Source organism: Neorhizobium sp. R1-B, assembly GCF_004368875.1.
Taxonomy (GTDB): Bacteria; Pseudomonadota; Alphaproteobacteria; order Rhizobiales; family Rhizobiaceae; genus Neorhizobium; species Neorhizobium huautlense.
This window is the reverse complement of the sequence record NZ_SOEM01000013.1, coordinates 85,276-111,940: the sequence shown is the minus strand read 5'-3', so window position 1 is coordinate 111,940 and position 26,665 is coordinate 85,276. Positions and strand designations below refer to the sequence as shown.

Annotated in this window: 23 protein-coding genes; 11 read left to right on the top strand and 12 right to left on the bottom strand. The window is 61.5% G+C overall.

All coding sequences use genetic code 11. From position 1 onward, the window contains the following. The first annotated feature begins 38 nt into the window (after positions 1-38). The 7 genes from EDE05_RS18085 to EDE05_RS18055 all read left to right on the top strand — a co-directional run bounded on the left by EDE05_RS18085 (position 39) and on the right by EDE05_RS18055 (position 9,717). A complete protein-coding gene (locus EDE05_RS18085; protein ID WP_105373526.1) occupies positions 39-2,291 on the top strand; it encodes a glycosyltransferase family 2 protein in 2,253 nt (750 codons plus the stop codon). Then, complete coding sequence (locus tag EDE05_RS18080; RefSeq protein WP_112796668.1) at positions 2,288-3,127, top strand: class I SAM-dependent methyltransferase; 840 nt, start codon at positions 2,288-2,290, stop codon at positions 3,125-3,127. The genes EDE05_RS18085 and EDE05_RS18080 overlap by 4 nt, the downstream gene beginning before the upstream one ends. Next, positions 3,124-4,386: a glycosyltransferase family 4 protein gene (locus tag EDE05_RS18075; protein WP_132412443.1), complete on the top strand. Its 1,263-nt coding sequence runs from the start codon at positions 3,124-3,126 to the stop codon at positions 4,384-4,386. The genes EDE05_RS18080 and EDE05_RS18075 overlap by 4 nt, the downstream gene beginning before the upstream one ends. Next, complete coding sequence (locus EDE05_RS18070) at positions 4,383-5,114, top strand: hypothetical protein (RefSeq protein ID WP_105373442.1); 732 nt, start codon at positions 4,383-4,385, stop codon at positions 5,112-5,114. The genes EDE05_RS18075 and EDE05_RS18070 overlap by 4 nt, the downstream gene beginning before the upstream one ends. A 135-nt stretch (positions 5,115-5,249) precedes the next feature. Further along, entirely contained in the window at positions 5,250-7,406 is a 2,157-nt protein-coding gene (locus EDE05_RS18065; protein ID WP_134102174.1) for a hypothetical protein, read from the top strand. Next, the gene (locus tag EDE05_RS18060; protein ID WP_132412441.1) at positions 7,403-8,722 is read left to right on the top strand and encodes a glycosyltransferase family 4 protein; all 1,320 of its coding nucleotides are present in this window, start codon (positions 7,403-7,405) and stop codon (positions 8,720-8,722) included. Before EDE05_RS18065 ends, EDE05_RS18060 begins: the two co-directional genes overlap by 4 nt. A gap of 107 nt (positions 8,723-8,829) precedes the next feature. Next, a complete protein-coding gene (locus tag EDE05_RS18055) occupies positions 8,830-9,717 on the top strand; it encodes a UTP--glucose-1-phosphate uridylyltransferase (RefSeq protein WP_132412439.1) in 888 nt (295 codons plus the stop codon). A 136-nt stretch (positions 9,718-9,853) separates the two neighbouring features. Here EDE05_RS18055 and EDE05_RS18050 read toward each other — a convergent pair whose 3' ends face one another. Then, entirely contained in the window at positions 9,854-10,810 is a 957-nt protein-coding gene (locus tag EDE05_RS18050; protein WP_112796655.1) for a hypothetical protein, read from the bottom strand. 401 nt (positions 10,811-11,211) lie between these two features. Here EDE05_RS18050 and EDE05_RS18045 point away from each other — a divergent pair, with 401 nt between their 5' ends. Beyond that, positions 11,212-11,898: a fumarylacetoacetate hydrolase family protein gene (locus EDE05_RS18045; protein ID WP_132412437.1), complete on the top strand. Its 687-nt coding sequence runs from the start codon at positions 11,212-11,214 to the stop codon at positions 11,896-11,898. Between the two features lie 22 nt (positions 11,899-11,920). Further along, complete coding sequence (locus EDE05_RS18040; RefSeq protein ID WP_132412435.1) at positions 11,921-12,448, top strand: gamma carbonic anhydrase family protein; 528 nt, start codon at positions 11,921-11,923, stop codon at positions 12,446-12,448. Here EDE05_RS18040 and EDE05_RS18035 read toward each other — a convergent pair. From EDE05_RS18035 to EDE05_RS18025, 3 genes are read right to left on the bottom strand one after another with little or no spacing between them, the layout of a single operon-like run. Next, positions 12,445-12,867 carry a Fur family transcriptional regulator gene (locus tag EDE05_RS18035; RefSeq protein WP_105373529.1) on the bottom strand — a complete coding sequence of 141 codons (423 nt, stop codon included), beginning with the start codon at positions 12,865-12,867 and terminating at the stop codon, positions 12,445-12,447. The two genes, EDE05_RS18040 and EDE05_RS18035, sit on opposite strands and share 4 nt — an antisense overlap. Then, positions 12,867-13,721: a metal ABC transporter permease gene (locus EDE05_RS18030; RefSeq protein WP_205839358.1), complete on the bottom strand. Its 855-nt coding sequence runs from the start codon at positions 13,719-13,721 to the stop codon at positions 12,867-12,869. Before EDE05_RS18030 ends, EDE05_RS18035 begins: the two co-directional genes overlap by 1 nt. Continuing rightward, complete coding sequence (locus EDE05_RS18025; protein ID WP_112796649.1) at positions 13,684-14,613, bottom strand: metal ABC transporter ATP-binding protein; 930 nt, start codon at positions 14,611-14,613, stop codon at positions 13,684-13,686. The genes EDE05_RS18030 and EDE05_RS18025 overlap by 38 nt, the downstream gene beginning before the upstream one ends. A 97-nt stretch (positions 14,614-14,710) precedes the next feature. On the opposite strand from EDE05_RS18025, the gene znuA reads away from it, so the two are divergent. Together znuA and EDE05_RS18015 are read left to right on the top strand one after the other, a co-directional pair. Continuing rightward, positions 14,711-15,703, top strand: a complete 993-nt coding sequence (gene znuA / locus EDE05_RS18020) for a zinc ABC transporter substrate-binding protein ZnuA (RefSeq protein WP_134102165.1) — start codon at positions 14,711-14,713, stop codon at positions 15,701-15,703. Between the two features lie 151 nt (positions 15,704-15,854). Continuing rightward, on the top strand, positions 15,855-16,400 hold the full coding sequence (locus EDE05_RS18015) for a GNAT family N-acetyltransferase (RefSeq protein WP_112796645.1): 546 nt from the start codon (positions 15,855-15,857) through the stop codon (positions 16,398-16,400). 51 nt (positions 16,401-16,451) lie between these two features. Here the strand turns inward: EDE05_RS18015 and EDE05_RS18010 are convergent, their stop codons facing one another. From EDE05_RS18010 to EDE05_RS17975, 8 genes are all read right to left on the bottom strand, one after another. Then, positions 16,452-18,059, bottom strand: coding sequence for a glycoside hydrolase family 43 protein (locus EDE05_RS18010; protein WP_112796643.1), 1,608 nt, complete (start codon positions 18,057-18,059; stop codon positions 16,452-16,454). A 61-nt stretch (positions 18,060-18,120) separates the two neighbouring features. Beyond that, a complete protein-coding gene (gene mgrA / locus EDE05_RS18005; RefSeq protein WP_112796641.1) occupies positions 18,121-19,170 on the bottom strand; it encodes an L-glyceraldehyde 3-phosphate reductase in 1,050 nt (349 codons plus the stop codon). Positions 19,171-19,233: 63 nt separating this feature from the next. Next, complete coding sequence (locus EDE05_RS18000; RefSeq protein ID WP_132412431.1) at positions 19,234-20,367, bottom strand: Gfo/Idh/MocA family oxidoreductase; 1,134 nt, start codon at positions 20,365-20,367, stop codon at positions 19,234-19,236. A gap of 23 nt (positions 20,368-20,390) precedes the next feature. Next, on the bottom strand, positions 20,391-21,152 hold the full coding sequence (locus EDE05_RS17995) for a sugar phosphate isomerase/epimerase (protein WP_112796639.1): 762 nt from the start codon (positions 21,150-21,152) through the stop codon (positions 20,391-20,393). A gap of 23 nt (positions 21,153-21,175) precedes the next feature. Beyond that, the gene (locus EDE05_RS17990; RefSeq protein ID WP_132412429.1) at positions 21,176-23,611 is read right to left on the bottom strand and encodes a glycoside hydrolase family 2 protein; all 2,436 of its coding nucleotides are present in this window, start codon (positions 23,609-23,611) and stop codon (positions 21,176-21,178) included. Positions 23,612-23,620: 9 nt separating this feature from the next. Next, positions 23,621-24,724, bottom strand: a complete 1,104-nt coding sequence (locus EDE05_RS17985) for an ABC transporter ATP-binding protein (protein WP_112796689.1) — start codon at positions 24,722-24,724, stop codon at positions 23,621-23,623. A gap of 14 nt (positions 24,725-24,738) precedes the next feature. Continuing rightward, positions 24,739-25,683 (bottom strand): carbohydrate ABC transporter permease, encoded by a 945-nt coding sequence (locus EDE05_RS17980; protein ID WP_105373455.1) that lies wholly within the window; start codon positions 25,681-25,683, stop codon positions 24,739-24,741. Further along, entirely contained in the window at positions 25,676-26,578 is a 903-nt protein-coding gene (locus EDE05_RS17975; protein ID WP_112796634.1) for a sugar ABC transporter permease, read from the bottom strand. Before EDE05_RS17975 ends, EDE05_RS17980 begins: the two co-directional genes overlap by 8 nt. Positions 26,579-26,665: the final 87 nt, after the last annotated feature.

Genomic DNA, 26,665 nt, shown 5'->3' with positions numbered 1-26,665 from the left:
CCCGCGGGGCGCGCAACTCTGATCCAGAGGGGCAGCGTGTGACGTTCGACGACTCGATAGACGCCACTGACGTTTTCAAAAGCGCAAAGATTTTCCGGCTCGGCGCTGACCTGGCCGTCCTGATCTGGGATATTCCCCCAACCCTTCCCAACACAAAATTCCTGCTCTCGATGGAGCCGTCGCCGGTACCGCTCGTCAGCATGATGCTGCCGCTCGGCGACGGAAGGCAACGCATGTTCTGGGCGATGAGACCGGAAAAGCAACCGGTGAGCGTGGGCATTTGCACGGAACACGGCAGCACAGCCGAAACCTTGGTGATGCAGCCGGCGCGGATGCTCGCGCCCCTCGATGTGGAGGCGCTGTTCGACGATCTCGCGCCGGCTGCCCGCATCAAGTTTGTCAACAACCTGCTGACCGTGTGGCGAAGCGCCTTCCGCATCGCCGGCGACCATCTTTTCCACATGGTGGTCGAAGACGCCCTTCATGCGCTCGTGCCCGAACCGCAGCCGGCCATCATCGTCTGCCAGGTTGCCCAGGGGCGCCATCTGATCGAGACGGCCATCAACCCGGATCTCGGCGACATCACGGCGATCTATGCGGTCGGCGCAGCTTCGATCACCCGCATCGCCGTAAGGCTTGTCCTCGGACGGAACGGGAAAAACGGCCTGCAGCCATGCCATTTCATCGCGGAGGCGCCCTCTCCTTCCCCTCCGCTTCTGGTCGTGCTCCTGAGCAAGAACGGCACCGCCATCCGCCAGCTTGCGGACGGCAAGCCGCGCTATCCTAGTCTTCAGAGTTGGTGGGGCAAAAATCCTGAGGCGGTAGAGCTGCGCGAAATGATCGTCCGTCAGCTCGCCGCGTTGCCGGAAAGTGGTGCCGCCACCGCGATCGACCTTCAGGTGCGTTCGCCGCTGGCGTCAAGCCGGATCGCCAAGTCATCGATGCATCCCTCCGGCGAGGTCGATCTAGCTCTGACGCTCGACGGCGGTCTGCTGGCCGGCGGCTGGTTCCATGCGCCGTCATCGGCATTCGCCGGTATAGACTACGTCAGGGAGGACGGCACGGTCGTGCCGCTCGATGGCAACAGCTATGAATTTCCGGCATGGGCTCAGGGCAAGGATGAGAAGAGCAAGACCGATGTGACCGGTTTTGTTGCCTGGGTCCCGCTGTCGGAGTCGCCGGGGCCTCTCCTGCAGCCGCGGTTTCAGATGCGCCTTGCCTCGGGAGCAATCAGGCCGCTGATACCCACGCCGCAACCTTTCGAGCCTCCGGCACAACGGAACCATCTCCTGCGCGCCGTGCCGCCACAGCATGCGGTCGACGGTGCCTTCCGCACGATCCTCGCGCCTGCCCTGCAAGACATAGAGCGGCGGCTGGGCAGGACCATCGAGGTCGCCTGCACGAAGGACTACAGTCTGCCCAGGAGCGCGCCCCTCGTCTCCATCGTCGTGCCCCTCTACAAGGTCCTCGATTTCCTGCGTTTCCAGCTGTCGGGAATGGCCACGGATCCTTGGCTCGTGGCCAATGCGGAGGTCATCTATGTACTCGACTCGCCGGAGATCCAGGATGAGACGGAGCACCTGCTGGGCGGCCTGCACCTTCTGCACGGGTTGCCGATGAAGCTGGTGACCATGAATCACAACGGCGGTTATGCGCGTGCCTGCAATGCGGGCGCACGTTTCGCACGCGGCGACATACTGGTCATGCTCAATTCGGATGTCGTTCCGAGCGCACCCGGCTGGCTTCAGGTGTTGTCGCGGGGGCTGCTGGAAAGGTGCAAACTGGGCGCCGTCGGCCCGAAACTGATCTTCGAAGACGGCTCGCTGCAGCATGCCGGCCTGTATTTCGGCCGGGACCAGCGCGGGATCTGGCTGAACCACCATTTCCACAAGGGCATGCCCGGCGACTATGCGCCGGCGCAGCATGCCCGCGAGGTTCCGGGCGTCACCGGGGCTTGCCTCGTCGCCCGCAGGGAGACCTACGAACGCGTTGGCGGCTTCACCGAGGACTATGTGATTGGCGACTACGAGGACAGCGATCTGTGCCTCAAGATCCGCCGCCTCGGGCTGCGGATAGCCTATGAGCCGGCGGCCTGCCTGTATCATTTCGAGCGCCGTTCGATCCGCCGCAGCCAGGACTACATGCGTGGCGTTGCAAGCCAGTACAATTCATGGCTGCACACGCAGCGCTGGGAAGACGACATCACCGAGCTGATGGCTGGCCAATTCGGCAAGGACAATGACCGGCCCGTCGCCAAAGGTGTAAGAATCCGGGAAAGGAACGCAGCGTGACCCAGGCAGCACTCCTGCGTTCCACGAAACCGGCCCGGCTGATCGATGAAGACCGTGTTCGCTGGTTGATCGAATCAGTTCGGGAAAATCGTTTCCTGCCGCAACCGGAATCCACCAACGTCTTCGTCGGGGACGGAGATTTCCGTGCGATAGGAGCAGAATTTCTCGGCTACTTCATCCGCATCGGCGGCCTGCGCGAAGACAGCCGCGTGCTCGACATCGGATGCGGTATCGGCCGGATGGCCGTGCCGCTCACCCAATATCTCGATCCGCAGACGAGCCGCTACGATGGCATCGACCCGGTCGAAGGCGGTATCGGCTGGTGCCAGCGGACGATCACGCCCGCCTACCCCAATTTCGCGTTCCAGCGCCTGGACATCGCGCACGAACTCTACAATCCGAACGGCAAGATCAGCGGGAAGGCCTTGAGGCTTCCGTTTCCGGATCGTCATTTCGACTTCGTCATCATGACGTCCGTGGTCACTCATCTGCCGCCCGCGGAAATCCTTGTCTACCTCGCCGAAGTCCGCAGGGTCCTGTCGCCCGGCGGCCGCCTGTTCATGACTGCCTTCGTGGTCGACCGGATCGCGGCGGCAAACGAACACGGGCGGCGCGATCCCCGCCTCGCTTTCCGCCGCTACGGCGAAAGCCCATGCTGGTTCGTGCCCAACCAGCCGCCGCTTGCCGCGGTCGGCTTCGAAGACGGCTTTCTGGACAGGGCACTCGAACGGGCGGGCCTCTCCGTCGCTCTGAAATCGCTCGGCCACTGGCGTGGCACCACCGCGGGCCACCATCAGGACTTCATCGTGGCAAAGCGCCGGGGAAATGGCCGATGAGCAAGCGTATCCTGGTGGCCGCCCACAACCATCCGTCCCTTCATCCCGGCGGGACGGAGATATTCGCTCACGACTTGTTTCGGGCCTACCAGCGCGAGGGGCACGAAGCCCTATTTCTCGGCGCCACGAACCAGATCCATCGCGAGGCCAGACCGGGCACAAGCTTTCAGAGCATCGGTTCGGCGGGAGACGAGATCCTGCTGTGGTCGGGACACTTCGATCGCTTCTTCATGAGCCAGATTGATCTCTACGGTGTCGTACCGGACGTGACGGAACTGCTGCGCGATTTCCAGCCGGACGTGGTTCACCTCCATCACCTGCTGCTGCTCGGCGCTGAGTTCCCTCATATCGTCCGCCGCACCCTGCCCGACTGCCGGATCGTCATGACGCTGCATGACTACTACCCGATCTGCCACCATGACGGCCTTATGGTGCGCACCGGCAGTAAGGAGCTTTGTTACCAGGCCAGCCCCGACCGCTGCCACGCCTGTTTCAAGGACATCCCGCTCGACCGCTTCGCGTTGCGCGAGCGCCATCTGAAGGCCCTCTTGAGCACCGTTGACCACTTCGTCTCGCCAAGCGCCTTCCTGAGGGACCGTTTCGTGCGGTGGGGACTGGAGGAAGACAGGATCAGCGTCATTCCCAACGGCATCCCCGGTAGAAATGCCGGCGCGCACAGAGAACTGCTCCAGGGCGGAAAGCCGGTCTTCGGATATTTCGGAAATCTCAATCCCTGGAAGGGGGTCACCGTTTTGCTCGACGCTGCGCGCCAGCTTCTGGCAGACGGCCTGGATTTCGAACTCCGCGTCCATGGCGGTGCGCCATTCCAGAGCGAAGCCTTCGTCGATGAGATCAACCGGCGCTTTGCCGAAACGTCAGACTCCGTGCAGTCCCGAGGACCCTACCGACGAGAGGATATCGGTGATCTCGTAGCCGCGGTCGACTGCACTATCGTTCCTTCCGTCTGGTGGGAGAACGCGCCACTCGTCATTCAGGAAGCCCAGGCTCAGGGCCGGCCGGTGATCGCCAGCAACATCGGGGGAATGGCTGAGATGGTCGAGCATGGCGTCAATGGCCTGACGGTCCCGCCCAACGATGCCCGGGCGCTCGCCGCGGCGATGCGGAGCATCGTGGAAGAGCCGGACCTGCTGCGCCGGTTCTCCGAAAATGCGCGCAGGCCCGACGACATCGACACGACCGCGCGCCGCTATCTCAAGTGGATGGAGACGGCACAGGTTCAGGCATGGGAGAGCGTATGACCAGTCCCGCAGAACGGCCGGATGTCGCATCCGAGCAGGACAACGCCAAGCCGATGAACGGTAGGGTGGATGCCGTCGACATGGGCAAGATCTTCGGCTGGGCCTTTGACCCGATGGCGCCGGATCAACGGTTGACCATTCGCGTCCTCCTCGACGGCAAGGTGATTGCCGAGGCCATCGCTGACCGCAATCGCCCCGACTTGCGGCGCAACGGTATCGGCGACGGCAAACACGCGTTCGAAATCGCCCTGCCGGATCCCGTTCAGTCCCGGGCGAGCGACATCGTCGTCGTGGCGCGAAATGGAAGCGGTTCCGAACAGGCCCTGCGCGTTCCCCAGCCAAACGAGCAGGCGGCTGAGGCTCTGATAGCCGCACCGCTGGCGAAAGTGCTCGACAAACTCGATCTCCTGATGGCGGCACAGCGGCAGTTGCAGGTCTCGCAGCGCTCACTGCAGCGCGCACCCGAAATCGATGCCGAGAAGACCGAGACCGCCGGCCTGACCGATGTCAACAACGCCATCGAAAGCCTCAAGGTGGATATCGGCCAAAGACTGAACGATCTCGATGTCCACCTGATGCGGCTGGATGGGGTCGTCGCGGGGATGGAAAAGAACCTGACGGCATTGCGCAAGCGCGCCAATGGCGAACTGAAGCCCCTGCTGCTGCTGCTGTTCGTTCTCGTGGGATTTGCCGCTGGCGCCAGCCTTGTGCTGGCCGCCAGAATCTGACCGAGGGAGGATAACGGCGTGCTCGATACGGAACAATCGCCCGCGGCGACCACCAACTCTCCGGTCGCGAGTCCCCCAACCGTCAATCCCCAAACCCCCAATCCCACGCCCGCCAGATATGGAGCCGGCAGGGCAATGCGCTCCGGAAGGGTTATCGGTTGCCGCGTCGACGAAACGACCTTGCTGATCATTGGCCTCGGCCACGTCACGGCTCGTGATGTGGTGCTGGGTATCGGTGAAGATCAGGCCGTCACGCGAAGCTCTTTCGTCACGGAATGGCGGCTGGCCGCGTCCTCGCCGCGAGTCAGGCACGGGTTTGCGGCGCTCCTGACGGCTGGCGACATGGACTTGGCCATGACCACGATCCGGTTCGGAGAAGAGGAGACGGCGACACGCTACATCTTCTCGCCGCGCCTCGCCCCTGCCGAGGAAGCGGCCGCGCTTGTCGTGGAGTCCGCAGGCTCTCAGTCCGTCGCCGTCCTCAACCGGCTCCTGGACGCGCTGATGGCTGGAGATGTCGATCGCCGCAGACTTCAAACAGTGACGGCGCTTTTGCGAGCCGCCCACGCCAGCGACGGTTTCATCGAGCTGATCGGCGAGAGCCATGATGGTGCGACGTTCCTGCAGGGCTGGAGCCGCGGCATGGCTCCAGGACATTGCCGGATGTCCGTGGTCGGCAACGTCACGCCGGTGGTCGCGGAATGCGGCATCGCCACCTTTCCCCGCCCGGACGCTCCCGATGGCGGGACCGGCTTCGTCTGCCTTGTCCGTGCCGACCAGGCGGGCCCCTCACCCGAGATCGAAGGCCTCGTCTTTCGAGGACGCGCCGGCTGGAGGTATGCCGCCGTCCATTCCCGCAAGCGCATTGCAGGACCGCTGGAAACACCCGAACACATCCGCTCCATTCTGCTGCGGACTCACGGCGCGCCAGACCTGCTCCTGTCCCTGCGGGCAGCCGCCAACAGCTTCGAGGGCAAGGAGACCGTTTCCGGCCTGCCCTATCCCGTCCGAATGGGAATAGACAGCGCATTCGAAGCCGATGGAGGAAATCTCCTCGTCACCGGCTGGCTTTACGACCCCGACACTCATATCGCAACGGTCAGACTGCGCCGCCACAATGCCGCGGTCCGCCTCGACGAACGCTGGACGCGTTTCGACCGCCCCGACGTTACCGACAGCTTCAAGGACCAGCAGGACTTCGCGCCGGGCCTGCTGAGCGAACAACTCCCCCATGGATTCATAACCCATGCGCAACTGCCGAGTGAAGATGCGGGTGCGCCGCTCTATTTCGAACTGACGCTGCACGATACGCGCCGCGCGTTTCTGCCGGTGAAGCTCACGCGAGCTTCGGCGCGCCAGGCGGCATTGCGCCAGATCGGCTCCATCGACCCCGCAACCCCCGCGCTGCCGGCGATCGTCGATACGCAGATCGTCCCGTTCCTCAGACAATCCAGAGGATCGACACCGGTCATCGAGACGGTCCTGGATGCCGGCTCCTTCGACGAGGAGGCGAGCCCGCCGATCGTCATCGGGGCCGGGGAAAGCGATGAGGAGATCTTCCCGCTGCTCGCCCTGCTCGCGCTCGATCCGGAAACCCGGCGTGCGCCGATCGTCATCGCCATGCCGGCGGAGCGCTTTCGCAGGCAGAGTGCCCGCCTCAGGGAACTTGCGCGCTTCTATGGTCTCTCGGCCAGGCTGGTGTCGGCAAAGGGAACAGGCGACGTCTACGAAATGCTGGAAGCCGGCACGCAGGCCCTTTCCTGTGAAACCGTCGTCTCGCTTTCCGCCTCACTGATCCCACGCGAGGCGGGATGGTATGGCAAGCTGCTGGCCACCGCCGCGACGCTCAGGGGAAGCATCCTCTCGCCCGTCCTGGCCTACGAGGATTATTCCATCCGCTGGGCGGGATACTGGATCGATGACGGCAACAGCGATGAGCCGGTCGTGGGCCGCTATGCCGGCTACCCGCTCAAGGCCGTTACCGACATGAAGCCGACCCGGATTCCGGCCGCTTCGCTCGAGTGCTGCGCCATGCCGCGCGAAGCCCTGTCGCACGCGGGCGGCCTATCCGGCGGCTATCTGGGCGCGCAGGAAAAGGGACTCGATCTCGGCCTCCGCCTCAGCCGCTCCGGGTTTGACGCCTACCTGCTGCCATCTGTGCAGATGTGGGGCAGCGACGACGCGCGCCATGGTATCAGCGCAACTATGTCGGCGTGTGTGGAAGAGATCGATCGAAAGATCTTCAGGAGCCAGTGGTCGCCCATCCTCACCGCCGAAAAGAGGTCGGCATGAACGAACAGCTTCGCGTCCTTGTTGTTTCGCATGGGCACCCGACTGTCTCGCTCGGCGGGGCGGAAATCGCCTCCCATAACCTGCATCGCGGCCTGAATGCATTACCGAACGTGCAATCGGTTTATCTCGCCCGCGTTGGCCATCCGATGCCGCGTCATGCGGCATCGGCGCTGATGAGCCTGCGCCTTGCCGAGGATGAGCTCCTGTTCCACGCGGACGACTACGACCACTTCTTCCTGTCCAACGGCGATACCCAGTCGATCACCCGCGACCTCCTGCGTTTCGCGCGCGATCTCAGGCCTCATGTCGTGCATTTTCATCACGTGCTGGGCATCGGTCTCGAAGCCCTCTATGCCCTGAGAGAGGCGTTTCCGCACGCAGCCATCGTGGTGACGTTCCACGAATACCTGTCCATCTGCCACAATCACGGACAGATGGTGAAACGGCCCTCCGGCCAGCTCTGCGAAACGGCGTCCCCCGTCGCCTGCCACGGTTGCTTTCCCGACATTCCCGTCTCTCGCTTCCTGAAACGGGAAGTGTTTGCGCGCGGGATGCTCGGCCTTGCCGACGCTTTCATCTCACCCAGCCGGTTCCTGGTGGAGCGCTATGCCACATGGGGCATCGAAAAGGACAAGTTCACCGTCATCGAAAACGGCATCGCCGCGGAAACATCCGCACCCGCGCGGGAGATGCAGGGTCCGAACCCGCGCCGCAACCGCTTCGCCTATTTCGGCCAGATGACCCCCTTCAAGGGCGCCGACGTCCTGGTCGATGCCGTTACCCGCATTCCCAAGGAAATATGGGGGGAGGATTCCTGCCTGATGATCTTCGGCGCCAATCTCGAACGGCAGCCGATCGAATTCCAGGAGCGGATGAAAAAGCTGATCGCGGATGCCGGCCACCGCGTCCGCTTCTACGGCGCCTATCAGAACGCGGACGTGCCGCGGCTGATGCGTTCGGTCGACTGGGTGGTCCTGCCGTCAGTCTGGTGGGAGAATTCGCCCGTCGTGATCCAGGAGGCCCTACTTCATCGTCGGCCGATGATCTGCTCCGACATCGGCGGGATGGCCGAGAAGGTGCGGGACGGAAAAGATGGCCTCCACTTCCGCGCCGGCAGCAGCCAGGACCTTGCGGACCGTATCGTCGAGGTCCTGGGCGACAACCGGACCTGGGAGCGGCTGCGCGGCTCTATGCGGCGGCCCTCCGACCACCTCGCCTGCGCGAGCGACCACGTCAAGCTCTATCGCGCGCTGCTGCGGCGGAAGCTCGATGCTGCAATGACCGAGAGCCCCGCGCTTCTCTCGCACGCGCTTTGACGGTTCTCGTCTCGGGACCGTTGGAAAGGCGTTGATCGCCGGAAGAGCGATCGACCGAACCCTTAAGCATTCGTTCGCAAGCTCGCATGAAATGGAGACTTCCCCACATGCACATGAAAGTCCGCAAGGCCATCATTCCCGCCGCCGGTTTTGGAACGAGGATGCTGCCGGCAACCAAGAGCGTTCCCAAGGAACTGCTCCCCGTCGTCGACCGGCCAATCCTCGATTACATCGTCGCGGAAGCCTTCGCGTCGGGGATAGAGCATATCGTCATCGTCACCGGTCGCATGAAAGGTGCGATCGAGGACTATTTCGACCACGCCTTCGAAATCGACGCCTGCCTGCGCAGCGCCGGCAAGCACGGTCTGGCCGACCGGATGACCCAGGGCACGCCGGACACCGGGAGCATTTCCTTCGTCCGTCAGCAGCAGGCGCGCGGCCTGGGACACGCTGTATGGACGGCCCGCCAGATCGTCGGCGACGAACCCTTTGCCGTCCTGCTCCCCGACATGCTAATGGTCGACGACGAACCGTGCCTCAAGTCCATGATGCATCTCCATGACCGTCACGGCGGCAACATCGTCGCAGTGGAAAGATGCGCGCCCGAGGAGACCCACAAATTCGGGATCGTGTCGCTTAAGTCCACGGCTGAAGGCCCGCTTGTGACCGGTCTCGTGGAAAAGCCGGCGCCCGGTAAGGCGCCGAGCAACCTCTTCATCTCAGGACGTTACATCCTGCAGCCGGAAATCTTCGATCTGCTGGAGAACCAGACGCCGGGCGCCGGTGGCGAGATCCAGCTGACCGACGCCATGATCGCCCTGATGGGAACACAGACGATCAGGCCGTTCGAGTTCTGCGGCCGCACCTTCGATTGCGGTTCGCCCGCCGGCTTCGTCAGCGCCAACCTGCATATGGCCATTGCCCGCGCTGATCTCGCCGATCATGTCAGTATGGAAATCGAGGCCCTGACCTCGGCGCGCAGGGCTGTCGCCTGAAAAACGCGTTCGGAGAGGCCGCGGGTTTCAACCCGTGGCCCGCTCGGCTATTCCGTTTCGCTAGCCTTCTCGGACCGGCCCCTTGTAGGAAGTTGCGTCAGCTGGCAGATCAGGCGCCGAACGGACCTGGCTGATCTTACGACTGTACCGCACTCCGCGACCCGAGGCCGCGTGCGATACGGCCGTCCAGCTCCTCGATCCGCCGGGCAAAGCCGGCATTTCCCGGTTGGTATGTCATCGCGTCCACAAGCATGGTCCGCGCCGTCGCGAGCTCCCCGTCACGAATGTGGCGATTGGCCCGATGATAGAGGAAATTCGCTCGCTCGACCGGAGAGAAGGCCGCGCCGAAATGTTCATGAAACCGGTCGGCCCAGGCGCCATGCCGGGCGATCGCAGCAACGGCGATCTGATAGGGTCGCATCGGCGCCGTAACCCGGGCGGCACGGGCGAGCGCGCGGAGACTTTGAATATCGTCTTTCCTGCAGGCTTCTATCAGTGACAAGGCGCGTGCCGTTCCGGCGAACGCCCGGACTGTTCCATGGCCAGTCATATGCACTGGCACGAGGCGCACGGCGTCCTGCATCCTGCTGATCCGGACCGCATGCTGGTGATCCACCGCATGGAACGGATCGAAGAAGAGATAGGCCCGGCCAGCCGCGTGATCGGACGCGATCCTCATGTTGGCGTGAAGTTCGGGTGAGAAATGTCGCGCAAACCTGCCATCGAAAGGCACGGCTTTCGGGTCGATCGATATCTGGGGACAGAAGGCGATCGCAACGTCGGCGTTGAAGCGCCTCCTATACCGCAAGGCCGCGTAACCGCCCTGGGAATGCCCGTAGAGGATCCGCTCCGGTGCGGCGCGAAGGATGGGCGCGACCACCTCGACAGCCTTGACGACACTCGCCGCCGGGAACCAGTTCGGTCGTCGACTGATGAAGCCGAGGGCCGAGATATCAACCTTCTCGCAGAACCGCTGCCCCCAAAAGCGGCTGCCGTTCGCCTCCATTTCCATCTCGTTAAAGGTTACGAGAAGATAGGGAGATGATCCCGGACGATGTATCACCTCCAAATTTTCATCTGAAAATACGAGCATCCGGCTCCCCAGCAGTAATTATCGTAAAATATACTTCAATATTTGAAATATACTATTCGTCATCAAAATATGCGTAAAAACATGCTCAAAATCAACTACGGATTTATACTCCCGGCTTGCTGCGGCAGGACATGAAGTCCACGATGTGCCACGCACGGGCAAGTTTCTGCATATTTTTGGGCAAGAGGAATGCGCATCGAGCGGATAAGTGCGCGACAGCTCGTTCATGAGAGGCTTGCAGATATATTTCGTTCCCGAGATCGATCCTTCTGTCGGCGGCTTCCATACAGCTGCAAATTTTTCGCAAGTTTTTGCTGCCCTTCCAAAAAGGGCTAGGATTGTCTGGTGAATCGAGAGACAAAGACGGGCCTTGTCTTATGCCACTGCTTCAGGATGTCCGCATGCGCGCTACCGTAATCCCCGCCCCCCAACCCGTGCTTCTCGACGTCGATGGGATGACGGAACAGTTTCCGGTGCGCCGGGTCTATTGCGTCGGCCGCAACTATGCCGACCATGCGATCGAAATGGGTCACGATCCATCCCGCGAACCGCCCTTCTTCTTTCAGAAGAACGCCGACAACCTCTACAACGGCGACACCTTTCCCTATCCATCGGCGTCGTCCAATGTCCACTACGAGGTCGAACTGGTGATGGCCCTCGCCGAAGGCGGCGCGGGGATAGCGGTCGAGGATGCCCTTTCCAAGGTCTACGGTTACGCCGTCGGCGTGGATTTTACCCGCCGCGACCTGCAGGACAAGGCTAAGAAGATGAGCCGCCCCTGGGAGGCCGCCAAGGCCTTCGAGAAGTCCGGCCCCCTATCCGCCATCGTGCCGGCCGCCCGTATAGGCCATCCCAAGACAGGCGCCGTGTGGCTTGACGTCAATGGCACCCGCCGGCAGTCGGGAGACCTCAATCAGATGATCTGGTCGCCAGCCGAAATCATCGCCGAACTCTCAAGTTATTTCACCTTGGCGCCCGGCGACGTCATCATGACCGGAACGCCGGCGGGTGTCGGCGCGGTGGTCAAGGGCGACAACGTCACCTGCGGCATCGACGGCGTCGGTCGGTTGTCGCTGTCGGTTGCCTGATCAAACCCCGGGGAGAAAAACCATGCCGCTCTACGCCCTTGGAGAATTCCAGCCGAAAACCCCTGCCCCAGATCGCTTCTGGATTGCCCCGGATGCGACCGTGATAGGCAAGGTGGAGCTTGGCGAGGACGTCGGCATCTGGTTCGGCTCGGTGCTGCGCGGCGACAACGAGCCGATCGTCGTCGGCGCAGGATCGAACATCCAGGAAGGCGTGATGATCCACACCGATCCGCGTTATCCGGTGAAGATCGGTGAAGGCTGTACCATCGGCCACCACGCGATCATCCACGGCTGCGTCATCGGCGACAACTCGCTGGTCGGCATGGGGGCGACGATCCTGAACGGTGCGAAGATCGGCAGGAACTGCCTGATCGGCGCCAACGCCCTCATCACCGAAGGCAAGGAATTTCCCGACAACTCCCTCATCGTCGGCTCACCGGCAAAAGTCATCCGCACCCTGGACGACGAGGCAGTCGAGAAGTTGAGGCAGTCCGCCCTGCGCTATATCGAGAACTGGAAGCGCTTCGCCCGCGACCTGCGGCAGCTCTAGGCAGCGCAGGCGCTGCACAGCCCGCGGATCTCAATCGTCGTCTTGGCAGGCTTAAAGCCCTTGCGTTTCGCCCAATCGCTCAGGCGATGGTCCACCTCGTGGTCGTGGAACTCCGAGACATGGCCGCAGCTTTCGCAGATCGCGAAGGCGACCGAGCCGTGGCCATGACCATGCCCGCAGCATTCGCTTTCCGGATGGGCGCAGGCGACGAAGGCATTGAGGCTTTCCAGCCGATGCACCATGCCGAATTCCAGAAGCTTGTCGAGCGCTCGATAGACCTGCAGCGGCGCCCGAAAACCGTGGTCACGCAGCTTGTCGAGGATCGTGTAGGCGCTCATCGGCGCGTCGGTGCGGTTGAGTACGTCGAAGACGAGCGACTGGTTCTTGGTCAATACCGGGGCGGATACTGGTGCGTTCATCATCGCACTCCTTGGTTGCCGGCCTTCTCGGCCGTATTTTTCCCCAGGGCCGGGAAAAGGCTTAGAACGAAAAGTAGGAGCGCTGCGACCACGATTGAAGGCCCCGATGGCGTGTCGTAGTGCAGCGAGCCGAACAATCCGCCGATCACGGCGAAGGCGCCGATCAGCGAAGCCAGCACCGCCATCACCTCCGGACTGGACGAAAACCGTCGTGCGGTCGCCGCTGGAATGATCAGGAGCGAGGTGATCAGCATGATGCCGACGATCTTCATGGCGATCGCGATGACCAGCGCCATCAGCAGCATGAAGAAAAGCCGCGCCCGCGCCGGTTTCATGCCTTCGGCCTCCGCCACGTCCTCGCTGACCGTCGACGCGATCAGCGGACGCCATAGAAAGGCAAGCGCTGTGAGCACCACCGCGCCGCCGCCCCAGATGAGCCCGATGTCGCCTGGTGTGACCGCCAGGATATCGCCGAACAGGAAGGCGATGAGATCGATCCGCACCCAGGTCATGAAGGCGACGAGCACCAGACCGATCGCGAGGGCGGAATGGGAAAGGATGCCGAGCAGCGCATCGGCCGAAAGCGATTGGCGCCGCTGCAGCATCAGAAGGAGCAGGGAAACCGCGACCGCAACCCCGAAAACCGTGACCAGCAGGTTGATCCCGAAGAAAAGCGACAGCGCGACACCCAGCAATGCCGAATGCGCCATGGTGTCGCCGAAATAGGCCATCCGCCGCCAGACGACGAAACAGCCGAGCGGTCCGGCGGTCAATGCCACACCGACGCCTGCCAGCAGTGCGCGGGTGAAGAAATCGTCAAGCACGATCGCTCCTCCCGTCTGCGGTGGGCGCATGGTGGGCGTGATCATGTCCGACATGGCCATGTTGATGGTGATCATGGCTATGATCGTGATGGTGGTCGTGAGCGTCGTGGTGGTGTCCGTCGTCCGGATGGCAGTGATCGGTGATCGAGCCGTCCCCGTGCATGACGCGACCATCCGGCAGGTGGGTGTGGTCGTGATGATGGCTGTAGACCGCCAGCGAGCGGGAGTGACCACCGAAGAGCTTCAGATAGTCGGCGCTCTGGCTGACGACCTCCGGCGTCCCGCGGCAGCAGACATGGCCGTTCAGGCAGATCACTGTATCCGTACCGGCCATGACCATGTGCAGGTCGTGCGAGATCATCAGGATACCGCAGCCGGTCGAATTGCGGATCTCGCGGATCAGTTCGTAAAGGGCGCTCTCACCCGCGAAATCGACGCCCTGCACAGGCTCGTCCAATACCATGAGATCCGGCTTCCGGGCGATCGCACGGGCAAGCAAAGCCCGCTGGAATTCGCCTCCCGAGAGATGACGGACCTCGGCATCGACCAGATGCGGAATGCCGGTCGCCTTCAGCGCGGCAGCCAATTCGATATCGGGAAGCGGCCCGGTCAGCCGCATCAGGCGGCGTACCGAAAGCGGCATGGTCCAGTCGATCGCCAGTTTCTGCGGCACATAACCGATCCGCAGGCCCTGCCTCCGGTCAACGGCACCTTCGTTGGGCCGCAGCACGCCGATCGCCAGCTTTGCCGTGGTCGACTTGCCGGCCCCATTTGGGCCTATCAGCGTCACCACCTCGCCGCGGCGGATCGAGAAGTCGATGCCGCGGACAAGCCAGCGGCCGTCGCGTAGAAGCCCGGCATTCGTCAGCGATACCAGCCGGTTCTCGGATTGGGCGCCCAGGGCCCGATCGGTCATCAGCATGTTTTTCCAAAAATCCTGTTGTCAGCCCTCATGGCACACGTTATAGCATAACGCAATTGATGTAATAACATTACACATCAAAACAAGGAAGCATGTCATGAAATTTGCCGCCGCCCTTCTTTTGTCTTCCGCCGCCCTGGTGAACGCACCGAGCGCCTTCGCCGCGCCGGATGTCGTGGTTTCCATCAAGCCGATCCACTCTCTCGTGGCGTCCATCATGAAAGGTGTCGGCGAACCGAAGCTCATCGTGGAGGGTGCGACCTCCCCGCATACCTTTACCATGAAGCCGTCCAATGCGCGGACGCTGGAGAATGCCGACCTGGTGTTCTGGGTTGGTCACGGCATGGAGGCATTCATGGAAAAGCCCCTCGAGGCTCTGGCGTCGAAGGCTAAGGTCGCAACGCTGGAAGACGCACCGGGACTGGAGAAGCTGCCGTTCCGCGAGGGCGGCGCGTTCGAGGCCCATGACGACGGAGACGAGGTTGAGGAACGCGGGCATGCAGGCGAAGATCACGCAGATCACGACGCCGAACACCATGCGGAAGGTCACGAGGATCATGACCATGAAGGATACGACACTCACTTGTGGCTCGACCCGATGAACGCCAAGGCGATCGCCGCCGAAATCGCCAAGGTGCTGGTTTCTGCCGACCCGGCCAATGCCGCGACCTATCAGGCCAACGGTGCCGCCTTGATGAAGGACCTGGACGCGCTGGACGCGGAACTGAAAACGGCGCTTGCACCCGTGAAGGACAAGCCCTTCGTCGTTTTCCATGATGCCTATCAGTATTTCGAACATCGTTACGGCGTGGCCGTCGCGGGTTCCATCACGGTAAGCCCCGAAACGATCCCGGGTGCGGAGCGCATCGGCGAGATCCACAAGAAAGTCACCGAACTCGGCGCGACCTGCGTCTTCGCCGAACCGCAGTTTGAACCGAAACTCGTGGCAGTGGTGACGGAAGGAACACCTGCCCGCTCCGGCACGCTGGATCCGGAAGCCGCGACACTGAAGGAAGGGCCGAACCTCTATTTCGAGTTGATGCGTGGGCTCGCGAGTTCCATGAAGAACTGCTTGTCACAGGGAACGTGACGGCTGTAACCACCAAGATCGCCGGACAACTTCGGCGATCACGCCAGGCCTGCGGACGCTTGAAGGCAGCATTCGCGGGCCTACGTTCTACGGGCACCAATGTGATTGCACGCTTGGAATTCCAAACGAGAGGAATCTGAGGAAAAATGCGATGCCCGAAAACGTAAAGCGTGCTCCGGCAATCGTTCGAAAGGCGTCCGCTGCTGATGTAGACTCCTTGGCCATTATAGGACCCGCAGCCTATGCCGCTAGTTACAGCTATCTGTGGGATAACGGCGCCGAGTTTGCCGGACATCTTGCCACTTTCGGCAACCGGGCCTTTGAGAAATTTCTGGAACGGACAGATACGCAACTTTGGGTGGCCGAAATAGACGGGTCCATCGTTGGATTTTTGTCGATGATCATCGGTTCCCAGAACCCAATCACCCGGGAAATCAATGGTGCCGAAATTCCAAGAATTTACCTCCTGCCCCAGGCCCAAGGTTCCGGATTGGGCAAACAACTCCATGAAGTCGCCGCCGCCGAGGCTCGTGCGAGGGAACTCAGCCACATTTGGCTAGATGTCATGGCATCCGCAGACCGCGCGAAGGCCGCTTATCTGAAATGGGGATTCTCTGTGCTGGGACCCAGAATGTTCAGCAAATCGGTCAAAGCAGGCTATGGGGATATGGTCGTGCTGATCAAATATCTGCTCTAGCGTAAACCTGCAGTCCGCCACCGCAGCTCTCCCCCGATCGGTACGCCGATCCTAAAGCACCTGGTAGACGACATAATCGAAATCGGCACTCTTTGCCCGCCCGGATGTGTCGAAGGCGAAAACGCCGGCGAATGCGCCAGTAAAAGAGCCGTGTTCGCCCCGGCCGCCTTCATCCGAAATAACCCCCGCATCCAGCACGGGACCGAGCGCCCGCCATTCTGCCGAGCCGGCGCTGTGCCAGAAGAACTGCAGTTCGTTGTCGCGGACTTCCATGGCGAGGTGGATTGGGCCCTCTGGCACGGAAACACCGCTTTCCACCGGAAAGGTCATCCGGCTGTTCGGATAGTCGCCGGGGCAGGAGAAGATCGTTACGACACGGCCAAGCTTCTCGTGGAGCGTCACGACGATCGCGTGAAACTTGTGGCGATTGTAATAATGCGTCAGGCCCGCAACCTGCTGATAGGTCTCGGCTGCGAAATCCACCGCCGTCTCCGCTCGGAACGAATGATGCTCCTGTCGGCGCGCGACGAGCGACTGTTCGAACCAGGAACCGATGCTTTCGCGACCGAAAAGCCGCAGATGGCCCGGCCGCTCGGTCAGGCTGAAAAGCCGTTCCGGGTAAGGCGTTCGCAGCCACTGGAATTCGGAAGGCAGCTTGGGGTCATCGAAGTCCCGTCTGATCCTGACAGGCCTCTCCTCGGCCACGGCCCCTGTCGGAGCCGGCACCTCGACGTCCGGGACCACGCCCCCCTGGGCCAAATAAAGCCAGTCATCCTCCCAGATGCACTTCTGCAGCGCCGTTTCGCGGCCAAGGGTGCAGCGCCGCTGCGGCGGAAGCGGACGGCCGCAGAGATGGGTGTGATAGGCCTCACCATCCGGCGTTTCCACATACTGCCCATGCCCTGCCCGCTGAAGAGCAGCTTTCGGATGATCCTTCGACGTGATCAGATGGGTCTGCGGATGCATCTCATAGGGACCGTCGATCGTGCGCGAGCGGGCCATGGTCACGGCGTGGCTATAGCCCGTGCCACCCTCGGCGGTCGTCAGATAGTACCAGCCGTTACGCTTGAAGAGATGTGGGCCTTCAACCAGGCCAAGCGGACTGCCGGCGAAGATGTTCCTGATCGGCCCCTTTAGCGCCTTCGTCCCCGGGTCCCATTCCTGCAGCAGGATGCCATCGAAGGCCGGGTGCTTCGGCGCGCCGCCATAGCTCTCGGTCCGGTGGTTCCATTGCATGTTGAGGAACCACTTGCGCCCGTCGTCGTCATGGAAGAGCGACGGATCGAAACCCGACGAATTGACATAGACCGGATCGGACCATTCACCCTCGATGGTCGGCGAGCTCACGATGTAATTGTGTGCATCCTTGAAGTTGCCGTCGAGCCGCTTGACGTCCGTGTAGACCAGCCAGAACAAACCGTCGGCATAGGAAAGACATGGCGCCCAGATGCCGCAACTGTCCGGATTGCCGCGCATGTCGAGCTGGCTCGCGCGCTCAAGCGGCCGGCGTACCAGCGTCCAGTTCGCCAGATCCCGCGAGTGATGGATCTGCACGCCCGGATACCACTCGAATGTCGAGGTCGCGATGTAATAATCCTCCCCGACACGGCAGATGGACGGATCGGGATTAAAGCCCGGCAGGATCGGATTGCGGATCATGTCTTTTTCCAACGACACAGGGGGATAAGCCCGGCGGGCGGGCCGCCGGGCGCTGTTTCATTCACTTGTTGCGGGATGGCCCCTGGCGCTCCGCCGAAGCCGCCCAGAGATTGATATCCGCATCCTTTGCAAAAGTATCGATTTCGGCCAGCTCCTGTGGCGTGAAATCGGGCTTTTCCAGCGCCTTGACGCAATCTTCGACCTGCTCGGGACGGCTGGCGCCGATCAGCGCGGTGGTAACCCGTCCGCCGCGCAGGGCCCAGGCAAGCGCCATCTGGGCAAGCGTCTGGCCACGTTTTTCGGCGATGGCGTTCAAGCCGCGAAGATTCCCGATATTTCTTTCGTTCAGAAATTCCGACCGTAGCGATTTGCCCTGGGCCGCTCGGCTGCCCTCCGGAATGCCGCCGAGATATTTCGACGTCAACATGCCCTGCGCCAGGGGCGAGAAGACGATCGAGCCGATGCCGAGATCTTCGATCGCATCGAGAAGGCCGTCTTCCTCGATCCAACGGTTGATCATGGAATAGCTGGGCTGATGGATGAGAATGGGCGTGCCGAGCTGCTCGAGGATTGCCGCAGCCTCGCGGGTGCGCCTGGAGTTGTAGGAGGAAATCCCGACGTAGAGCGCCCTGCCCGACCGGACGATATGGTCCAGCGCGCCGCAGGTTTCTTCGAGCGGCGTATCGGGATCGAAGCGGTGCGAATAGAAGATGTCGACATAATCGAGACCCATCCGCTTCAGGCTCTGGTCGCAGGAGGCGATCAGATATTTGCGGCTACCCCATTCTCCATAGGGACCGGGCCACATGTTGTAGCCGGCTTTGGACGAAATGATCAGCTCGTCGCGATAGCCCCTGAAGTCCTCCCGCAGGATCTGGCCGAAGGCTGTCTCGGCACTGCCCGGTTTCGGGCCGTAGTTGTTGGCGAGATCGAAATGAGTAATGCCGAGATCGAAGGCCCTTCGGCAGATCGCGACCTTCCGCTCATGCGGGGTATCGTCGCCGAAATTGTGCCAGAGGCCGAGCGAGATCGCCGGTAGCTGCAGGCCGGAACGGCCGCAGCGGTTGTATTTCATCTTGGAATAGCGGTCTTCCGCCGGTTGCCAGGCCATGACGCCCTCCTCATGTCTTGGATGGACGCGGGCGCGAACGGCCCGCGTCAAACACATAGCGGATCAGCGCAGAAGCGCCAGTGCCTCGTTGATGCCGAGAGCCGCGGGCTGGGTGCAGGTGGTGGACAGTTCGATGAAGCGGCCCTCCTCGCCGGACTTGAGAATCGAGGTCATCACATCCACGCCATGCAGTGTCCGCTCGAGCGAGCAACGGGCATCGCGACCCTCGATGATGGCGATCGCCATATCCGCAAGACCTGCCGTGCGGTAATTGGCACGCGGCCCCTGGGGGCTTTCCTGGTTCAGGACGCCGAAGGGATGGTCCCAGTCCTCCAGGGGCTGGATATCCTTGTTGCGCCCGCTTGCCTCGACCACGCCGCCGAAGAAATTCGGATCGGGGACGAAAAGCGAACCCTCAGTGCCGTAGAGCTCCATATTCGCATGGCGATGCGACCAGACATCCCAGCTGGCCGAGAGCGTGATCGTAGCGCCGCTGACAAATTCGAGGAGTGCGTGGATGGTGGTCGGTGTTTCGACCGGGATCACCTGGCCTTTCAGCGGCTCGCTGGTGATCGTCCGCGTTGGGCTTGCCATGGAGGTCAGCGCCCCGACGCGCTTCACCGGACCAATCAGATTGATCAGGTTGGCAATGTAATAGGGTCCGAGGTCGAGGATCGGCCCGCCGCCTTCCAGAAAGAAGAAGCCCGGATTGGGATGCCACATCTCCATGCCGGGGCTCATGACATGGCAGGTCCCGGACGTGATGCGGCCGATGCCGCCCTCGTCGATATATTTACGGGCAAGTTGATGCGAACCGCCGAGGAATGTGTCCGGGGCGCAGCCGACCGAGAGGCCTTTTTCCCTGGCGAGCGCCTGGAGCGCCTTGCCCTCCTCAAGCGTCACCGTCAACGGCTTTTCGGAATAGACGTGCTTGCCAGCTTCCAGGATCGCCTTGGAAACGGAAAAATGCGCAGCCGGGATCGTCAGGTTGACGATCACGTCCAACTCGTCATTGGCCAGCAGATCTGAGATCGACTGCGCCTTGACGCCGTATTCTTCCGCTCGAGCCTCCGCCGTCTCGTCGTTGAGATCAGCGCAGGCCAGCACTTTCAGGCCTTTGAAAAGCGGCGCCAGCTTGAAATAGGTCGTGGAAATATTGCCGCATCCCATGATGCCGACGCCAAGTTCCTTGGGCATGAAAAACTCCGAAATCTCAGTGATCAATAGGTCTTGAAGGAGGCGATGGACCGCGTCAGCAGCCGGTCGATATCCTTCGGATTGTCGTGTTCGAGGACGTAGTGCTTGGCCGGGGTCTTCCTTAGCGCTGCCGCCAGATCCTTCCACGGCACGGTGCCGTGACCGACATCGGCCCAACCGTCCTCATCCGTATTCTCGCCGGCCGGAGCGATGTCCTTGACATGCACGGCGGTAATCCGATCACCGTGACGCTCGATCCAGGCAAAGGGGTCGGCGCCGCCGCGGATGACCCAGGCGATATCAGCTTCCCAGGCGAGGTCAGGACCGCCGGCGAAGATTTCCTCCTGCGGCGTCGAGCCATCGGGAAGCGCCTTGAATTCGAAGTCGTGGTTATGCCAGCCGAAGACGTAGCCGGCATCCTGATAACGCTTGCCGGCCTCCTGAAGACGCTTGCCGAAGGCGAACCAGCCCGCGGCGTCCGCCGGCCGCTGATCGGGCAGAAGATAGGGGCAGTAGATCGCTTCCATGCCAAGCGTCTTGGCGATCAGCAGCGCTTGCTGCGGCTCCTTTTCGAGAAGATCGAGGCCGAAGTGGCCGGTGGGCATGGTGAGCCCGTTGGCATCGAGATCGGCCCGCAAGGCCTTGAGCGACAGCTCGTCCATGGTGGCGTAAATGCCGCCGTAACCCTCGACTTCCGCATACCCCGCTGCGGCGACCTTTTTCAAAGTTTCGGACAGTGGCGGAAAGTTGCGGGCGCAATAAAGCTGGAAACCAAGTTTCGTCATGGTGATCCTCCTTGAGAAGAGCGTCAGCCTGCCGTCTGGCAGGAATGGAGATCGTAGATACGGAAATTCGGGATCGCGTCCGTCCGTGCGGCGGGCGTGAAGGTGATCCGGCGGCTTTCGCCGGCAGCAAGGTCGAAGGCATTGTCGGAATAGCGGCCGGCCGTATCGCTTTCGATCAATACGAAAAGCGCAAGCCCCTTCGCCTGTACGAGAAGATCGATCGCGCCGTCACCGGCAGGAGACATGGAGAACTCAAGGCCCGCCGGCTCCAGGTCGAGGGCTTTGTAGGTGCCGTGGACATAGTGCCCCTCTCCGCCCATCCCGTTGGATGCGGTAAAGGTCCAGGCCATGATTGAGTTCTCCGGCAGATCTGAAACCGGCAGCCTCAAAGCCGTTACCGCAGAGTCCGGCGTACAGACGGCTTCGATGCTCTTGAGCAGCTTGCGCTCGCCCGAAAGCGTCAGCAGGGAAAGATTGATGGTGACCGTGATATCGGCAGGCGTGTCGTTGACCAGCGAAATCTGGATATCCTTGCCATCTTGGGATGGAATTGCAGCCACCGCAACCGGCTGGAAGAAGCGCCGGGCCATGTAGTGCAGCACTTTCCAGCTGCCGCCATAGTCAAGGCTCGACCAGGAGGCGACCGGCCAGGTGTCATTGAGCTGCCAATAGAGCGTGCCCATGCAATGGGGCTTCAAGGACCGCCAGTAATCGACTGCCGTCTTGATCGCCACGCCCTGTTGCACCTGGCTCAGATAGACGAAGTTCGGAAAATCCTTCGGGAAGCGGAAATTGCGGAACATCGTGCCGGCGATGCGCTCGTTGCCGCCGACATTCTTCTGGTGGTGCTCCATCACCGGCGACGCGATGTTCATGTCCTTGCTCGCCGCATAGGTCTCGATGACTGGCAACGAGGTATAGGACTGGAAACCAAATTCGGAGCAGAAACGGGGACGGACCGAACGGTAATTGTCGAACGGCTTGTTCTCGTGCCAGACCGACCAGTAATGCATGTCTCCCGACCCGTCCGCATGCCATGCATCGCCATAATCGAGGTAGCCGGAGGCCGGGCTCGAGGGCCACCAGATGGCTTCCGGAGCCGCCTTCTTCAGTGCCTGCTCGATCACCCGGTTCAAACGGTCATAAGAAACCAGATAACGATCCCGGTTTTCGAGAGACTCCTTGAACCAGTTGAGCGCGCCGACCAGTTCGTTATCGCCGCACCAGACGACGATCGATGGATGCGAGATCAGGCGCCGCACCTGGTAATCCACCTCCGCCTCGGCATTTTCGAGGAAATCGGGCGTGGATGGATAAAGATTGCAGGCGAACTGAAAGTCCTGCCAGACCATCAAGCCGAGCCGGTCGCAGAGATCGTAGAACCAGTCGGCTTCATAGAACCCGCCGCCCCAGACGCGAAGCATGTTCATGTTCGCGTCGACCGCCGATTGCAACAGATCCTCGGTCTTTTGGGGACTGGTCAACGAAAACAGCGCATCAGCCGGAATCCAGTTCGCACCGCGGCAGAAGATCTCGCGGCCGTTGATGCGGAAGGCGAAGCGACTGCCGGCCTCGTCGGGATCGGTGAGGAGTTCGACGGTCCGTAGGCCGATTTGGCGGGTGACAGTCTCGCCAGGAATATCCACCGTCAGCGTGTAAAGATGCTGATCGCCGCTGCCCGCCGGCCACCAGAGTTTCGGGCTTTCGATCTCGAAGACATGGTGGACAATCGTCTCGCCAGCCTCGATACCGCAATCGAGCCGCACCCGGTCCCCCTCGAGCTCGAAATGCACCGGTACGATGCCGGGATCTTTTGCGTAAAGCGTCAGAGCGACGTGAAGCTCGACCTTGCCTTCACCGTGTCTCTGCCTGGTGACGATATGTTCGATGCGAGCCGTATCGAGCTTGTTCAGCGAGATTTCGCCATAGAGGCCGAGCGGCGCGAGTGCGATATTCCAATCCCAGCCGAAATGGCATTGCGGCTTGCGCAGCATATTGCCGTTCGGGATCGGGCAGTTTCCCGTCGAATACGGAATATAGAAGGGTTGGCGCGCTTGACGCTCGGCCGCAGCTTCTATGTTCGAATGGAAGTGGATGCGGATCGTATTTTCGCCGGGCTGAAGGGCCGACGAAACATCCGGCCGGTAGCGCCGGAAGCAATTGTCGGCCGAAAGTACCGGGACATCGTTTACAAAGACGATGGCGACCGTATCGAGATCGGTGATGTCGAGATACCAGCTGCCGTCCGGATCATCGACGATGAACTGCCGCTCAATCACCCAGTCCTGATGCGCCACCCACTGTACGTCGTTCTCGTTGCGGCCAAAATAGGGGTCGGGAATGATGCCGGCCGCCTTCAGCGCGCTGTGAACGTCGCCCGGGATCTGCATCTCGGTGCGGTGCGCTCCGTCGGCGGACGCAAGCTGCCAGGAGCCGGAAAGGTCTAGGGAAGATTCCATTGGCTCTGCTCAGATGCGGTCTTCTGTCTCGGCGTCGAAAAGTGAGGCCATCGTCATATCGAAAGCAAGCCGGACCCTGGTGCCGACGGCATAACGGCGAGCGCCGCCGATGCGCACCGACATGGTATGGCCCGCATGTTTGAGCCAGAGAAGGTTGTCGGCGCCCATCGGCTCCTCGATGTCGACTACCGCCTCGTGGACCTCGCCACCCTGAATGTCGCCATCCACCTTGATATGCTCGGGCCGGACGCCCAAAATTACCTTGCGCCCTGCCCTCAGCGGCCCCGACGCATCGTAACCGTCGAGCGAGAAGCTGACGTCGTTCGTTCTGAAAACGATGCGGCCGCCCTCATCCACCAATTCTCCGGTCAGGAAGTTCATCGACGGCGAGCCGATGAAGCCAGCCACGAACCGGTTTCTGGGCCGGTTGTAGATGATCACCGGGTCATCAAGCTGTTGAATCACACCGCTCTTCATGATCGCAATCCGGTCGGCGAGCGTCAGCGCCTCGATCTGGTCGTGCGTCACATAGATCATCGTGTTCTTGAGCGACTGGTGCAGACGCTTGATTTCGACACGCAGTTCCGAGCGCAGCTTGGCGTCGAGGTTCGACAGCGGTTCATCGAACAGGAATACGTCGACGTCGCGCACCAGCGCCCGCCCGATCGCCACACGCTGGCGCTGGCCGCCGGAAAGTTCGGCCGGCTTGCGCTTCAGGAGCGGCTCGATCTGCAGGATGCCGGCAGCGCGCGCGACGCGGCGATCGATCTCCTCCTTCGGGACTTTCGCCACTTGAAGACCGAAGGAAAGGTTCTTCTCCACTGTCATCTGCGGATAGAGTGCATAAGACTGGAAAACCATGCCGATGCCGCGGTCCTTGGGCTCTTCCCAGGTGACGTTCCGGTCCTTGATGAAGATCTGGCCTTCGGTCGGTTCGAGAAGCCCCGCAATACAATTGAGCAGCGTTGACTTGCCGCAGCCGGAAGACCCGAGCAACACCAGGAACTCGCCATCGCGAATGTCGAGATTGAGGTTCTCGAGAACCTTCACCGAGCCGAAAGAAAGCGACAGATCGCGAATGGAGACGCTGCTCTGCTTGCCGATGGAAACCATATTGTGCATCAGGCTTACCCTTTGACTGCGCCGGCGGCGATACCGCGAACGAAAAGCCGGCCGGACAGGAAATAGACGATGAGCGGAACGGCACCCGTCAAAAGCGTCGCCGCCATGTTGACGTTGTATTCCTTCACGCCCTGAACCGAATTGACGATGTTGTTGAGCTGAACGGTCATCGGATAGGTGTCCGGCCGGGTGAAGACGACCCCGAACAGGAAGTCGTTCCAGATACCGGTGACCTGCAGGATCATCGCGACCACGAAGATCGGCAGCGACATGGGGAGCATGATCCGGAAATAGATCTGCCAGAACCCGGCCCCGTCGATACGCGCCGCCTTGAACAACTCCACCGGAAGCGAGGCGAAATAGTTCCGGAAAAGCAGCGTCAGGATCGGCATGCCGAAGATCGTGTGGACGATGACGAGCCCCGTAAGTGTGCCGTAGATCCCCAACTCCCTGAGAACGATGACGATCGGATAGATCATCACCTGATAGGGAATGAAGGCGCCGATGATGAGGATCGAGAAGAACAGCTCCGCTCCCTTGAACCGCCAGTTGGCGAGCGCATACCCGCTGACCGAGGCAACCGCGATCGAAACGACCACGGAAGGCACGAGGATGCGTACGGAATTCCAGAATCCTCGGGACAGACCGTCGCAGTTGAGCCCGGTGCAGGCCTGCGCCCAGGCCTTCACCCAAGGCTCGAAGGTAATCTCCATCGGCGGCGAGAAGATGTTGCCGAGACGGACCTCGGGCATGCCCTTGAGCGAGGTGACGACCATCACGTAAAGCGGCAGCAGGTAATAGAGCGCTGCGACGGTGAGGGTCCCGTAAAGCACGATATTGCGGGTCGACAGCATGCGGCGCGGCTTACGGCCGCTCGGGCCGGAGGCAAGGCGGGAAGAAACCGCGTCAAAACCCGCGGCGGTCGTGTTGAGGGTGCTGATATTAGCCACGCTTGCGTCCTCCGAACTCGAGGTAGGCCCACGGGACCACGATGATAGCGACGGTCAGCAGCATCATCGTCGAGGCGGCAAAGCCCTGACCGAGGTTCTGGGCCTGGAACATGTAGTCGTAGACGTATTTTGCCGGGACTTCGGAAGCGTTGCCGGGACCGCCGCTGGTCTGTGCGACCACGAGGTCGTAAACCTTGACGATGCCGCTCGCGATGATGACGAGCGTGGTGATGAATACCGGGCGCATCATAGGAATGATGATAAGAAGATAGGTCTTCCACATCGGAATGCCGTCGACGCGCGCCGCCTTCCAGATGTCCTCGTCGATGCCGCGCAAACCGGCCAGCATCAGGCACATGACGAGCCCCGTACCCTGCCAGAGAGCGGCGATCAGGATGCCATAGATGACGATGTCGGGATCATAGAGCGGATCGAAGGCGAACGAGGTCCAGCCAAGCGAGCGGATGACGGATTGAATACCGAATTCAGGGTTGAGTACCCACTGCCAAACCAGCCCTGTAACGATGAAGGAAAGCGCGAAGGGGTAGAGAAAGATCGTCCGGAAGGCGTTCTCGAACCGAATCTTTTGATCCATCAGCGCCGCCAGCAGAAAGCCGATGACCAGGCTAAAGATCAGCGAAAGGATGCCATAGATGGCAAGGTTCTGGATCGAGATGATCCAGCGGGACGATGCCCAAAGACGTTCGTATTGATCGAGGCCCACGAAGTTGAGCCGTGGCAGAAGCCTGGAATTCGTAAAGGAATAAAACACCGTCCAGAGTGTGCCGCCGAGGAAGATCACCAGGGCGACAAGCATCATCGGGATGGAAGCGATCTTCGCATTGAGGTTGCGGAAGAGCTGGTTGGGTCGGCCGGTCGGAGCATGTGCCGCCATGGTCTCTCCTCTCCAGGGAATGAACCGTTTCCTGAAAACAAATCCTCGTTCCGGCCCCGTATGCTACGGGGCCGGTTTCCGGGGCAT

Coding starts and splice junctions, on each gene's coding strand:
- EDE05_RS18055 (WP_132412439.1), top strand. CDS start 8,830: ATGCACATGAAAGTCCGCAAGGCCATCATTCCCGCCGCCGGTTTTGGA.
- EDE05_RS18000 (WP_132412431.1), bottom strand. CDS start 20,367: ATGCCCAAGGAACTTGGCGTCGGCATCATGGGATGCGGCAATATTTCC.
- EDE05_RS17995 (WP_112796639.1), bottom strand. CDS start 21,152: ATGACGAAACTTGGTTTCCAGCTTTATTGCGCCCGCAACTTTCCGCCA.
- EDE05_RS18030 (WP_205839358.1), bottom strand. CDS start 13,721: ATGCGCCCACCGCAGACGGGAGGAGCGATCGTGCTTGACGATTTCTTC.
- EDE05_RS18035 (WP_105373529.1), bottom strand. CDS start 12,867: ATGAACGCACCAGTATCCGCCCCGGTATTGACCAAGAACCAGTCGCTC.
- EDE05_RS18050 (WP_112796655.1), bottom strand. CDS start 10,810: ATGCTCGTATTTTCAGATGAAAATTTGGAGGTGATACATCGTCCGGGA.
- EDE05_RS18065 (WP_134102174.1), top strand. CDS start 5,250: ATGCGCTCCGGAAGGGTTATCGGTTGCCGCGTCGACGAAACGACCTTG.
- EDE05_RS17975 (WP_112796634.1), bottom strand. CDS start 26,578: ATGGCGGCACATGCTCCGACCGGCCGACCCAACCAGCTCTTCCGCAAC.
- EDE05_RS18025 (WP_112796649.1), bottom strand. CDS start 14,613: ATGCTGATGACCGATCGGGCCCTGGGCGCCCAATCCGAGAACCGGCTG.
- EDE05_RS18075 (WP_132412443.1), top strand. CDS start 3,124: ATGAGCAAGCGTATCCTGGTGGCCGCCCACAACCATCCGTCCCTTCAT.
- EDE05_RS18070 (WP_105373442.1), top strand. CDS start 4,383: ATGACCAGTCCCGCAGAACGGCCGGATGTCGCATCCGAGCAGGACAAC.
- znuA (WP_134102165.1), top strand. CDS start 14,711: ATGAAATTTGCCGCCGCCCTTCTTTTGTCTTCCGCCGCCCTGGTGAAC.
- EDE05_RS18060 (WP_132412441.1), top strand. CDS start 7,403: ATGAACGAACAGCTTCGCGTCCTTGTTGTTTCGCATGGGCACCCGACT.
- mgrA (WP_112796641.1), bottom strand. CDS start 19,170: ATGGCCTGGCAACCGGCGGAAGACCGCTATTCCAAGATGAAATACAAC.
- EDE05_RS18015 (WP_112796645.1), top strand. CDS start 15,855: ATGCCCGAAAACGTAAAGCGTGCTCCGGCAATCGTTCGAAAGGCGTCC.
- EDE05_RS17990 (WP_132412429.1), bottom strand. CDS start 23,611: ATGGAATCTTCCCTAGACCTTTCCGGCTCCTGGCAGCTTGCGTCCGCC.
- EDE05_RS17985 (WP_112796689.1), bottom strand. CDS start 24,724: ATGGTTTCCATCGGCAAGCAGAGCAGCGTCTCCATTCGCGATCTGTCG.
- EDE05_RS18010 (WP_112796643.1), bottom strand. CDS start 18,059: ATGATCCGCAATCCGATCCTGCCGGGCTTTAATCCCGATCCGTCCATC.
- EDE05_RS18045 (WP_132412437.1), top strand. CDS start 11,212: ATGCGCGCTACCGTAATCCCCGCCCCCCAACCCGTGCTTCTCGACGTC.
- EDE05_RS18040 (WP_132412435.1), top strand. CDS start 11,921: ATGCCGCTCTACGCCCTTGGAGAATTCCAGCCGAAAACCCCTGCCCCA.